The organism is Candidatus Pelagibacter sp. Uisw_127 (assembly GCF_047722515.1).
GTDB lineage: Bacteria > Pseudomonadota > Alphaproteobacteria > Pelagibacterales > Pelagibacteraceae > Pelagibacter.
Map to the genome: position 1 here is coordinate 515,789 of NZ_CP159815.1, position 12,684 is coordinate 528,472.

Here is a 12,684-nt window from a genome sequence, read left to right on the forward strand (position 1 = left end):
AAAGATGATAAGAGATCCTTCTTTTATTTTATTAGCAACTATACTTCCACCAATCCTAATAGGTATCATAATTTGGAAGTCAGATAAATTTCCTGAGCCGGGAAAGTTTCTTATTACTTCATTCTTGCTAGGTGTATCAATTTATTTACCTATACAATTTCTAATTTTTGTAACTCATGACCACTTAGCTCCTTTATTAGGATTAAACTTAGAAGGAGATAGTACAATGGTTCGAGGTGCTGAAAGAGCATTTATGCATTTCTTTAGAGCTGCTTTTTTAGAAGAAGGTTTAAAATTTTCCTTACTAATTTTTATCTGTGTGAGATTATCAGATTTAAACGAACCAATGGATGCAATAGTTTATGGAGCTGCAATAGGTTTAGGTTATGCTGCTATGGAAAATATGGGATATGTAAATATCGATCCAGAAACAGCTTGGACCATGCAAGTGGTTAAAGATAGATACTATCCTTTAATTATGCATTTAGGTTTCGGTGTGATAATGGGTTGGCTGTTGAGTTTAAATCTTTTTGCAGAGCAAAGTGCCTTTAAAAGAAGGTTAATGCTTATATTGGCGTTACTTGTGCCTGTAATTTTTCATGGATCATATAATTATTTAGGTGGTTTTGATGTATTTCCAATTTTAACACTAATAATGGTGATAGGGATAATTTATTTCTACAGACGAGAACAATCAAAAAGGATTACAGAAGATATGGATAAAGCCAAAATAGAAAATATAGATGTTTTTTATTCTTATTTGGTTACCTCTACTTTTGTAGCCTTAGTTGTTTTATCTGCAGTTTACGCAAACAATTAAGAGAAAGGAAAAAAATGGAAATCTTAATATTTATAATAATTTATGCAGCATTCTTTTATGGAATTTTTAAACTAGCTAAATCAAAGAATAGAGAGCCGGGTGGATGGATGTTGGCCAGTATAATAATCTCACCTATAATAATAATTGTAATACTTGCTATTATGCAAACTTTACCCGGTAAAAAGAAAAGAATTTCTAAAAGAAAAAAAAGTATCAAAAAGTAAATGAAAAAATATAGCTCACTCGTAGTTATTTTATTATTATTCTTTAACACACCACTAAAAGCTGATTACTTATCTTATCTAACCGGAGAAGCTGATAAAGGAGATATAGTCTCACAAAATAATTTAGGACATTTATATTTAAGTGGCTCGAGTGAAAACGGTATTCCAAAAGATACAGATAAAGCGATCTATTATTTAAGTGCTGCAGCAGCACAGGGTCAAGTTAATGCAATGACAACAGTAGGTTGGACTTATTTTACTGGTGAACATGGCGCTCCTCAAGATAATGATGAAGCAATATACTGGAACCAGAAAGCATCTGATGCTGGATTTACTGTAGCAAGTTATAATATAGGTTTTTTTTATTATTCAGGACTAGCTGGACTAGAACAAGATCTTATAATGGCAAAAAAATATTGGTTACTTAGTGCCTCTCAGTGGTTAAATTCAGAAGGACTTCACGATGCAACGGCAGAGGGGCTTCTTGATGAAATTAACGAATACAACCCCAACCCAACAAAAGAGATGATTGAATTAAGAGATTTTTATATTATGTTATTAAAATCAAATCCAAGTTAAATGAAAAAACTATTTATCATAATTATTATTTTTATCAGCTTTCAAACATTATCTAAGGCTAATGATATTAGAGACTTTCAGATAGAAGGGATGAGTATTGGAGATAGTTTATTAGATTTTATGACAATAAAAGAAATTAAAAAAAATATAAGAAATTATGTACCAGCTACTTCTAAATATTACATTACTTCATTTAATGAACTTAAAAATTATGAAAGTTTAGACATATATTTAAAACGAAAAGATAAAAATTATATTATCAAAAGTATAATTGGCTTTGTATTTTTAGATTTTAAAAAATGTAAAATAAAAATGAATATAGTCTCAAAAGAAATTGATCAATTATTTGCCAGTGCCAAAAAAGTTGATGCAGGTATTATAGAACATCAGTATGATAAAACAGGTAACTCCAAAGAATATCAAATAGCTTACCTACTTAATAAAGATTATACTGATGATCATGTCAGAATTCAGTGTACTGACTGGAGTAGTAAAATTACAAAGGAAAAAAATTGGGGTGATAGTTTTAATGTAGGTGCTTATAACAAAGAAATATTAAGATGGTTTAGCAATGGCTATAATTAAACAAGCTCAGGATTCTTAAGTCCGTGGTCAATATCTACAATCTACTTCCCGCGCTCCTTACTACAACTTTCACTAAATCTTGACACACACACTACACAGTGAAAAAGTGTTTATTATGAACAGATTACTACTAATTCTTATCTTAACGTTAAGCTTTCAAACCTTAACTAAAGCTGACGATATTAGAGACTTTCAGATAGAAGGGATGAGTATTGGGGATAGTGCTTTAGATTATTTTAATAAAAAAGCGATTGAAGATAATACGTGGGTATACCCAAATAAAAAATTTAAAAGAGTTCAAAATGATGATTATGATTTTTTTAAAATTTATAATTCAATTGATTTTCATTATAAATATAATGATAAAAAATATACAATACATTCAATAAGTGGAATCCTTGATTATAAAGATAATATAGAACAGTGCTATGATAAGATGGATGAAATAATTGTAGATATAAAAAGTGTTTTTTCTAGAAAAGTGGTTATGACTGAAAAATCAACTTTTTCACATCCTAGTCCGAAAAATGTTGATGGCAAAAGTAAAGTTACAGTTGTTAATTTTATTTTCCCCAATGATGATGAATTAGATGTGGCTTGTTATGATTATTCAGAAGCGCATGGATCACAAGATCATCTCAATTTTAATATTTCAACAAATAACTTTTCAGATTGGATAAAAAATGAAGCTTATAATTAAACAACCGCTGGACCCATAAGCCCATGGTCACTTTCCATAAACTGTTTCCTGCTTTCCTAATACAACTTACTAGAAATCTTGACACACATACGACACAGTGAGAAAGTATTTATTATGAAAAGATTATTACTAATCATTGTCTTAACGTTTAGCTTTCAATCATTCACCAAGGCTGATGATATTAGGGACTTCGAGATAGAGGGGATTAGTATGGGAGACAGTTTGTTAAACTTTGTTAGCAAAGAATATATTGATAATCAAAAACCTTTTATTTATCCTAAAAGTAAAAAATTTAAAGAATATAGCGTTGATATAGAACTTTTGCAATATGACATGATTACAGTAAGTGTTAAGGCTTCTGATAATAAATATATCATATATTCAATGATGGCTGACCTCTCATTTAGAAATAATTTTAACAAATGCAAAACAAAAAAAACTCAGATTTTGAAAGAGATAAAAAGTGTTATAGGTGAATTTGAAAAAGAAGAAGACAATAAATACGAACGATCTTTAGATAAATCAGGGAATAGTTATGATGAAAGTACAACCATTTATTTTAAGAATGGAGACAACATACGTGTTATATGTACAAATTGGTCTGAGACTATGGACTATGGAGATAGATTAACTATAGCAATTAATACAGAAGAGTTTTTTAATTGGATGCTTAACGAAGCTTATTAAGATCAACCGCAGGACTCATAAGCCTGAGGTCAGTATTCAGAAACTGTTTTTTGCAACCCTTATTACAACATACTAGAAATCTTGACACACAGAAGACACAGTGAGAAAGTGTTTATTATGAATAAATTATTACTTATTCTTATCTTAACATTAAGTTTCCAAGCATTATCTAAGGCTGATGATATTAGGGACTTTGAGATAGAAGGAATTAGTATTGGGGATAGTGCATTAGATTTTATTAGTAAAAAAATCTTAAAAGATAATCAAAAAGACTGGTTTAAGAATAATAAATATTCAATTTCAGCTGATTTAAAGCTTCTCTTTTTAAAAAACTATGATGGTTTACAGTTTATTTATTTAACAAATGATAAGAGATACAAACTTGAAGGCATTGAAGCAATTAAATTTTATAGACACGATATTGAAAAATGCCATTTATTATTTGATGAAGTCTCTTTAGAAATACAAACATTATTTTCAAACATATCTATAACTAAAAAAGATGATTTTGTTCACCGTGCTGATAAATCTGGTAAAACAATTGTTACCCAACAAGATTTAATCTTTCCAAATGGAGATGCGGTATCAATATTTTGTGAAGATTGGAGTAAAGAATCAGGTTTTACTGATGCCTTAAGAATTTCAATAAGAAAGTATGAATATAAAGAATTCTTACAAAATTCTGCTTATTAATAATATCAACCGCATGACTCATGAGCTCCCGGTCTGTATCAACAGCCTACTTCCTGCGACCCTTATTACAACTTACTGTAAATCTTGACACACATACGACACAGTGAGAAAGTATTTATTGTGAAGAGATTATTACTAATCATTATTTTAACTTTAAGTTTCCAAACATTATCTAAAGCAGATGATATTAGAGACTTCGAGATTGAGGGAGTTACTGTTGGTAATACTATAAAACAGCATATTTCTGATAAGATTTTTCTGAACAGAAAAAAATATGAATACAAGTATAAACATACTTTTGCTGTCATTGGTTTTACTGACGCTAAATATAAAACTTATGAAAAAGTTAGATTTACGTATAAGCCAGAAGATAAAAAGCGTACAATCTATGGAATTGACGGCATGATTTATTTTGACGATGCAATAAATAAATGTTTAGATTTACAAAAAGATATAGCTGCTGATGTAAAATTAGGTTTAAAAGATTATAAACTAAATGATGATACTTACGATCATTGGGCAGATACAACGAAACAAAGTAAAGTTTATCAAATTGCATATGATTTATCTAGTGGTGATTCCCTGGTAATAAGTTGTTTTGATTGGAGTAAAAATTTAACAAGAGAAAAAGGGTGGAGAGATAATCTAAAAGTGTCAATTTTAACAAAGGAATTAGCTGATTTTTTTGTAAGTTTAAATTAATAATGAATCCATTAAAGTAAAACTGTAAAACTCATAAGCCTGAAGTCAGTGGTTTGATCTCACTTCCCACACACCTTATTTCAACTTACTAGAAATCTTGACACACATACTACACAGTGAGAAAGTGTTCATTATGAAGAGAATACTTCTAATTTTTATCTTAATACTTAACTTTCAATCCTGGACCAAGGCTGATGATATTAGAGACTTCGAGATAGAGGGTATGAGTGTTGGGGATAGTGCTTTAGATTATTTTGATAAAGAAAGAATTGATGAGAGAAAAAAAGTTGGCTTCATTTACCAGAGCAAAAAATTTTACTCTGCTACTCTATATAATGACTCAAAATTTGAATTATATAATCACGTTCAATTTCATATAAAAAAGAATGACAACAAGTATATAATTCAATCTATTGGTGGTCAGATTGATTATCCAAATAATATTGGGAAATGTTATAATGAATTAGAAAAAATTAGCGTGCAGTTTAAAAAAGATTTTGATTATATTGATTATTATGACTCTGGCATAGTCGATCATATGGATAAAACTTCAGGAACTGTGAGAAGTATTTTTGTTACTCTTAGAAAAAAAAATGAAATAGTAATTGAATGTTATGATTATAATAAAGAAACAGAAAAAAATGGCAAGATAGACCATTTAACTATAGCAATTGATTCAAAAGAATTCTCAGATTGGTTAAAAAATGAAGCTTACTAATAATCAACCACAGGACTCATAAGCCCACGGTCATTATCCAATAACAGTTTCCTGCTTGCTTAATTACAACTTTCACTAAATCTTGACACAAATACGACACAGTGAGAAAGTGCTTATTATGTGGAGATTATTACTAATTTTTATCCTAACGTTAAGTTTCCAAACTTTAACTAAAGCTGATGATATTACAGACTTTGAGATAGAAGGGATCAGTATTGGAGATAGTGCCCTAGATTTTTTTACTAAAGAAGAGATAAAAAAAAATTCAAAAAAATACTATAAAGATAAAAAATTTACTCCAGTAGAAATGAATAATTTTTCTTTTTTTAAAAAATATTCAGGCATCGATTTTGATTACAAATCTAATGATCCAAATTATATTATTCATGCTATTTCTGGAATAATTTCTTATAAAAATAAGAATATAGAAAAATGTTATAATCAATTAGATAATATTGTTAATGATATAAGAATATCTTTACCAGGCTTTCAAGAAGAAGAAAAAGTAGCTGAAACACATAGTGTTGATGAAGAAAGTAAAATTACAAGAGTTGCATTTTGGGGTACTTCAGGAGTTATTATTGTTAATTGTTATAATTATAGCGTTACTCTGGGATGGGATGATCATTTAGCTTTAACGATAAACACTAATAAATTTAATGATTTTCTTATTACTGCCTATGACTGACCAACCACAGGACTTATAAGCACACGGTCATTATCCAATAGCAGTTTCTCGCTTGCTTAATTACAACTTACTCAAAATCTTGACACACATACGACACAGTGAGAAAGTGTTTAATATGAATAGATTAATACTCATTCTTATCTTAACGTTAAACTTTCAATCATGGACCAAAGCTGATGATATTAGGGACTTTCAGATAGAAGGCATGAGCGTTGGCGATAATTTGTTGGATCATTTTAGCAAAGAGGAAATTAATAAAAGAGATATATTTTATTATCCCAAAAGTAAAAAATTTGTTGGTATTAGTTTTGCTAATCAAAATTTTTAAAAGTGTTCAATTTACTTTCTCCGAAAATGATAAGAAAATTGTTGGCATAGGAGGTAGAATTTTTTTTCCAAATGATATCCAAGGTTGTTTAAAAAAAAAAGACGAAATAGTTAAAGAATTATCAGAAATGTTTGGTAATGAAGTTACCATCCAAGAAGTTAGTAAAGCTCACCGAGCAGATAAGTCTGGAAAAAGTAAAATTACCTCTATTTATTTTATTTTTATGAATGATGATGCAGTAAAAGTGAATTGTTACGATTGGGACAAAAATATGGAATATAAGGATGCACTTGTTTTGAATATTGATGCTTCTGAATATCGTAATTTTTTATCTAATGAAGCATACTAATAATTAATCGCAGGACTCATAAGCCCACGGTCATTATCCACAAGCCACTTCCCGCAGCCCTTATTACAAACTACTAGAAATCTTGACATACATACGACACAGTGAGAAAATGTTTATTATGAGGAGATTATTAATTATCATTATTTTAACACTTAGCTTCCAAGCTTTAGCTAAGGCAGACGATATTAGGGATTTTGAGATAGATGGGTTAAGTCTAGGTGAAAGTTTATTAAAATTTTATGATAGAAAAGATCTAACAACTAATACGGCAGATTATTATTCAGATAACACTTATACCTCACAAACTTTTCGCACTACAGAAGGTTCTTCATATGAGGGAATCCAAGTTAGCTATTTAACCAATGATAAAAAATTCAAAGCTGAAGCAATAAATGGTGAATTAGATTTTCCAAACGATATTAACAATTGTTATAGAAAAATGGATGAGGTTAAAAAGGTTATAGTTGATTCCTTACCCAATATTGCTCCATCAAAAAAAGTAACATTTAATAATTCGGCTCATGGTATATTTACTTACATAGATTTTATATTTGATTCAGGTGATCTAATTACCATTTCTTGTTATGACTATGATCATACTAAATTTTCTTGGATTGATGTTTTTAGATTAAGTATTGAAACAAAAGAGTATAGAAAATGGATTGATTATAAGGCTTACAATTAATTAACCGCAGGACTCATAAGCCCGCGGTCACTTTCCACAATCTACTTCCCACTTACTTAATTACAACTTACCGTAAATCTTGACACATATACGACACAGTGAGAAAGTGTTTATTATGAAGAGATTATTACTTATTCTTATCTTAACGTTGAGTTTTCAATCATGGGCTAAGGCCGATGATATTAGCGACTTCGAGATAGAAGGGATCAGTATTGGGGATAGTTTGCTCGATTTTGCCTCTGAGGAAAAAATTAAATCTATTAAAGCAAGAGATCAATATCCAAACGATAAGTTTATTATTTATATAGTTGATAAATTGATAAAAACTACCAGATACAGTCAATTAAGTGTGACAACTAAAAAAAATGATAAAAAATATATAGTCTCTAGTTTATCAGGAAGTATTTATTTTGAAAATTTAAATGAATGTTTAAAAAATAAAAAACAAATTAGAAGTGATGTTGAAAAATTAATTGATTATGATGATTTTGAAAAAACTAAATATAAAAGTCAAGATGGTGAATCAACTATACACGGTTTGCAATTTTATTTGAAACCTTATCCTTCTGTTGAGGCTATTGTATTAAACTGCGAAAAATATTTTAAGTCAGGAAAAGACATAAGATTATCCATTACCGTTAATCCAGAAAAATATGCTTATTTTTTAATTAATGAAGCATACAAATAATCAGCCGCAGGGCTCATAAGCCTGCGGTCACTTTCCACAATCTACTTCCCACTTACTTAATTACAACTTACCGTAAATCTTGACACATATACGACACAGTGAGAAAGTGTTTATTATGAAGAGATTATTACTTATTCTTATCTTAACGTTTAGTTTTCAAAACTGGACCAAGGCAGATGATATCAGGGACTTTGAGATAGAAGGGATGAGTATTGGGGACAGTGCGCTAGATTATTTTTCTATTACTAAACTTAAAAAACATAAAATGAAATGGTACAAAGATGATAAATTTTATGGTGTTCAAATTCTTACACCATCAGGATTATATGAGGCAATAATTTTTCATTTCAAAAAAGATGATAAAAAATACATAATTCATGCTGCTGGTGGAATTAAAGATTATGAATTTAATATTATAGAGTGTTACTTAAAAAAAAAACAAATAGATAAAGATATTAAAACTTTATTTAGTAATGCTAAATTTAGTCATAATACTAAAAGTAAACATGAAGCAGATAAATCTGGAAAAAGTTATATTACAAATTCATTTTCTGATATAGAAAATGGAACAATATCAACAGGCTGTTATGATTGGTCTGCAGAAATAGGATATACAGACAGTTTTAGAATAACAATTAGTACACAGGAAATAGAAAGCTGGTTTTCTACTGCACAAAATTATTAACCGCAGGACTCATAAGCCCGCAGTCATTATCCATAATCCACTTCCCACGACCCTTATTTCAACTTCCAGTAAATCTTGACACACATATGACACAATGAGAAAGTGTTCATTATGAACAGATTACTACTAATTCTCATTTTAACTTTTAGTTTCCAATCTTTGACTAAGGCTGATGATATTCGTGATTTTGAGATAGAAGGATTTAGTGTTGGAGACAGTTTGTTGAATCATTTTGATATTACAAAGATTAAAGGAGGGTTAAAAGACTGGTATCCAGATAAAACTTTTTCTTATTCAGAATTTAGAGATAAAAAAATTAAACAATTTGATAAATTAGGTTTTTTTTTTAAACCAGCAGATAATAATTATAAGATTTATTCTATTAGTGGGATGAAATTTTGTACACAAGATATTAAAATTTGTTATGATTTTCAAAACGAAATAGAAAAAGAATTCGAAAAAGTATCAAATATTAAACCAACAAAAAAAACAATTAAATACCCAACAAGTGATAATCATGGAACAGGTAGTTTTGCCAAACAATCAATTTATTTATTTGATAACGGTGATGCTGTATTTATAGAAACTAAAAATTGGGCAAATGATTCTAAATTTCATGATAATATTAGTTTAAATGCTGATAGTAAGGTTTTTGGTGACTGGCTGTCTTCTGTAAGTAATTAACAATCAACCGCAGGACTCATAAACCCGCTGTCCGCTGTTAGTTATCCTTTAGCCATAAGTCTTATTCAACGTCTTTAGAATTCTTGACACACATACGACACAGTGAGAAGGTGTTTATTATGAGGAGATTATTACTAATACTCATCTTAACTTTAAGCTTCCAATCTTGGATTAAGGCTGATGATATTAGAGACTTTGAGATCGAAGGAATGACTATAGGAGATAATCTTTTAGACCATATAGACACCATAGGTGTAACAAAAAATGAAATTTTAAAAAGAGAATTATTTTATTATCCTAAAAGTAAAAAATTTGCAGGTATAGCATTTTCAGACAGAGGATTTTTTAAAACTTACAGTCTAGTACAATTTACTATAAATCCAGGCACATACATAATTGAAGACTTAAGTGGTGTAATTGATATTACAAATCAAAAAGATTGTGAGAAAAAACAAAAAAAAATATTCGGTGAAATTTCAGAAATATTTAAATCTGGAAAAAAAACTGAAGATGCTTTTAGACCACATGCTTTTGATAAGACTGGAAATAGTATAGCAAATGGTCTTTATATAGAAACTGAAACAGGCGATCAAATAAGTGTTGAATGCTATATATGGGGAAAAGAAATACTAAATGAAAAAAACTGGGCTGATAATTTAAAAGTGAATATTACCTCTAAAAAAATTAGATATTTTTTAAATAATGAAGCATACTAATAATTAATCGCAGGACTCATAAGCCCCTGGTCATTTTCTAGAAACCGTTTCCCGCGACTTTTATTACAACTTACTAGAAATCTTGACACACATACGACACAGTGAGAAAGTGTTTATCATGAAAAGATTATTACTTATTCTTATTTTAACGTTTACCTTCCAGTCATTAACTAAAGCAGATGATATTAGAGACTTTGAGATAGAAGGGATGAGTATTGGTGATAGCTTGTTAGATTTTGCAAGTATTAGTAAAATTGAAAATAACAAGGCTAATTATTTTATAAATAAGAAATATACGTTAGTAACTTTTAATAATATTTCTAAAACTTTCGAAAATATAGATGCAGCATTTTTAACTTCAGATAAAAATTATATTATTAAAGGTATATCTGGCACTAATAGTTACAAATTTAATTTTAAAGATTGTATAAAAGATAAGGATAATTTTATGAATGATATAAATAATTTATTTAAAAAAGAGATAGAAAATAATCTAGTAGATAAATTCGAAGGCAAGAAAAAACATACTGCTTATCCCATGGGAAATTCATTTGCGTACTATTATGCAATTAAATTTAAAAAAACTGATAATTTTATTGCTATATCATGCTTAAATTTTAGTAAAAAAGACACCAAAACTATGGTCGACCATTTAAGAGCGGATATATACACAAATGAGTACGATAATTTCTTAGTTAATGAAGCTTATAAATAAGCCCATGTTCACTATCCACAATACACTTCCCGCGCTCCTTATTACAACTTAAATTATATGGGTCTTGATGACATTGTAAATGAGGGTAGATATCTAATGTTAAAAGTTAAACCTGAATTTAATGAGACACTAGAAATTATTTTAAATTAGATATTGTGTGCTATGTGGGAGCAGTTGCAATTCAAAGATCGATTAGCATTATAAATTCAACAAAGTAGAGGAGTTGTAGGGGGTGTTCTGTTTCCAGATATCTTGGATCTTTCTGGTCCCCTACCTTTTTTTGTGTTAAAAAGTTTATCTACAAAATTTAAAAATTAAATTTATGAAATCAGTAGTTAAACCAATTTTAAAAAAAATAATCAATTTTTTTTTTAAATATTTAAGGAAAGAAAATTATAAAATAAAAAAAATTATTTATAATTTTGAGATAGATTTGGATATTTTAGATATAGGTGCCACAGGAGGTATTCAAAAAAAATGGTATTTGATAAAAAAGATATTAAACGTCTCTCTTGTTGATGCCTATGAGAATAGTATTTTTGGTAATAATAAATTTAAATCGTTAAATATTATTTCAAAATTATTTTCTTCTGTAGCTGACAAAAATATTAAATTTAATATTGCCAAGTACCCTCTGTGTTCTTCTGTTTCCGAGCCAAATTTTGATCACATCAATAGATACAAAGGAAAAATCAATTTTTTTAATGCTGAAAGTTTTAAAACTACAAAACAAATTGAAATGGAAACAGAGACTATAGATAGAAGTTTTTTTGATAAAAATTTGGATTTTATAAAAATTGATGCAGAAGGCCATCATTATGAAATTTTAGAGGGAGCAACCAATACCTTAGAGGGTGTTTTGGGTTTAGAAATTGAGTGTGAATTTTTTCAAATAAGAAAAAATCAAAAAGTTTTTTCAGATGTAGTTAAATTAATGGAAAAACAAAATTTTGAATTTATTGATTTTTTAAATATTCATAAGTGGGAAAGGGATCAATTTCGCTTTACTGGTCAGCCTCAGCATTCTGACATTTTGTTTTTAAGAAGGCCCGAAGATATTGTAAAAAAATTTAATAGAAATGAAATCTCAGAGAATGTAGTATTAAAGTACATCACTATTATTTCTATTTATAATAGAGCAGATCTATTAAAGTTTATAAATAGTTTTTTAAATGATCATGTTATAAATAAATATAACTTAAAACAATTACATAAACTGATAGAAGCAAAGGTTAAAAGACTAAATAGGATATTGCAAATCAAAGAACTCTCAGAAGAGTCTGTGAATAATGAAATTTAACTATCCATTTTATTTGGTATAAATTGATTACTATGAATAATGTTATTAATCTAATTAGAAAACTCACCCATATTTACAAAGATGATGTTAAAAAATAAATGAAAAAATTTTTATTTAAAATCCTACATTATCCTATTT

The 12,684-nt window shown here is 28.5% G+C and carries 19 protein-coding genes; all 19 read left to right on the forward strand.

Annotation, left to right across the window (positions count from 1 at the left end):
- The first annotated feature begins 4 nt into the window (after positions 1-4).
- Positions 5-820 carry a PrsW family intramembrane metalloprotease gene (locus tag ABXT65_RS02815; protein WP_415324035.1) on the forward strand — a complete coding sequence of 272 codons (816 nt, stop codon included), beginning with the start codon at positions 5-7 and terminating at the stop codon, positions 818-820.
- Positions 821-834: 14 nt separating this feature from the next.
- Complete coding sequence (locus ABXT65_RS02820) at positions 835-1,044, forward strand: hypothetical protein (protein ID WP_415324036.1); 210 nt, start codon at positions 835-837, stop codon at positions 1,042-1,044.
- The gene (locus ABXT65_RS02825; protein WP_415324037.1) at positions 1,045-1,623 is read left to right on the forward strand and encodes a tetratricopeptide repeat protein; all 579 of its coding nucleotides are present in this window, start codon (positions 1,045-1,047) and stop codon (positions 1,621-1,623) included.
- Entirely contained in the window at positions 1,624-2,208 is a 585-nt protein-coding gene (locus ABXT65_RS02830; RefSeq protein WP_415324038.1) for a hypothetical protein, read from the forward strand.
- Between the two features lie 115 nt (positions 2,209-2,323).
- On the forward strand, positions 2,324-2,908 hold the full coding sequence (locus ABXT65_RS02835) for a hypothetical protein (protein WP_415324039.1): 585 nt from the start codon (positions 2,324-2,326) through the stop codon (positions 2,906-2,908).
- 114 nt (positions 2,909-3,022) lie between these two features.
- The gene (locus ABXT65_RS02840; RefSeq protein ID WP_415324040.1) at positions 3,023-3,595 is read left to right on the forward strand and encodes a hypothetical protein; all 573 of its coding nucleotides are present in this window, start codon (positions 3,023-3,025) and stop codon (positions 3,593-3,595) included.
- 117 nt (positions 3,596-3,712) lie between these two features.
- Entirely contained in the window at positions 3,713-4,288 is a 576-nt protein-coding gene (locus ABXT65_RS02845; RefSeq protein ID WP_415324041.1) for a hypothetical protein, read from the forward strand.
- A 120-nt stretch (positions 4,289-4,408) separates the two neighbouring features.
- Positions 4,409-4,990, forward strand: coding sequence for a hypothetical protein (locus ABXT65_RS02850; RefSeq protein WP_415324042.1), 582 nt, complete (start codon positions 4,409-4,411; stop codon positions 4,988-4,990).
- A 133-nt stretch (positions 4,991-5,123) separates the two neighbouring features.
- Positions 5,124-5,708 carry a hypothetical protein gene (locus ABXT65_RS02855; protein ID WP_415324043.1) on the forward strand — a complete coding sequence of 195 codons (585 nt, stop codon included), beginning with the start codon at positions 5,124-5,126 and terminating at the stop codon, positions 5,706-5,708.
- A 118-nt stretch (positions 5,709-5,826) separates the two neighbouring features.
- Positions 5,827-6,396: a hypothetical protein gene (locus ABXT65_RS02860; protein WP_415324044.1), complete on the forward strand. Its 570-nt coding sequence runs from the start codon at positions 5,827-5,829 to the stop codon at positions 6,394-6,396.
- 115 nt (positions 6,397-6,511) lie between these two features.
- Entirely contained in the window at positions 6,512-6,724 is a 213-nt protein-coding gene (locus tag ABXT65_RS02865) for a hypothetical protein (protein ID WP_415324045.1), read from the forward strand.
- Entirely contained in the window at positions 6,690-7,073 is a 384-nt protein-coding gene (locus tag ABXT65_RS02870; RefSeq protein WP_415324046.1) for a hypothetical protein, read from the forward strand. The genes ABXT65_RS02865 and ABXT65_RS02870 overlap by 35 nt, the downstream gene beginning before the upstream one ends.
- A 118-nt stretch (positions 7,074-7,191) precedes the next feature.
- Positions 7,192-7,758 (forward strand): hypothetical protein, encoded by a 567-nt coding sequence (locus tag ABXT65_RS02875; RefSeq protein ID WP_415324047.1) that lies wholly within the window; start codon positions 7,192-7,194, stop codon positions 7,756-7,758.
- Between the two features lie 115 nt (positions 7,759-7,873).
- Positions 7,874-8,446 carry a hypothetical protein gene (locus ABXT65_RS02880; RefSeq protein WP_415324048.1) on the forward strand — a complete coding sequence of 191 codons (573 nt, stop codon included), beginning with the start codon at positions 7,874-7,876 and terminating at the stop codon, positions 8,444-8,446.
- Between the two features lie 115 nt (positions 8,447-8,561).
- Positions 8,562-9,131 (forward strand): hypothetical protein, encoded by a 570-nt coding sequence (locus ABXT65_RS02885; protein WP_415324049.1) that lies wholly within the window; start codon positions 8,562-8,564, stop codon positions 9,129-9,131.
- 111 nt (positions 9,132-9,242) lie between these two features.
- On the forward strand, positions 9,243-9,815 hold the full coding sequence (locus ABXT65_RS02890; RefSeq protein WP_415324050.1) for a hypothetical protein: 573 nt from the start codon (positions 9,243-9,245) through the stop codon (positions 9,813-9,815).
- A 119-nt stretch (positions 9,816-9,934) separates the two neighbouring features.
- On the forward strand, positions 9,935-10,531 hold the full coding sequence (locus ABXT65_RS02895) for a hypothetical protein (RefSeq protein WP_415324051.1): 597 nt from the start codon (positions 9,935-9,937) through the stop codon (positions 10,529-10,531).
- A gap of 118 nt (positions 10,532-10,649) precedes the next feature.
- Positions 10,650-11,246, forward strand: coding sequence for a hypothetical protein (locus ABXT65_RS02900; RefSeq protein ID WP_415324052.1), 597 nt, complete (start codon positions 10,650-10,652; stop codon positions 11,244-11,246).
- Between the two features lie 322 nt (positions 11,247-11,568).
- Complete coding sequence (locus ABXT65_RS02905) at positions 11,569-12,546, forward strand: FkbM family methyltransferase (RefSeq protein WP_415324053.1); 978 nt, start codon at positions 11,569-11,571, stop codon at positions 12,544-12,546.
- Positions 12,547-12,684: the final 138 nt, after the last annotated feature.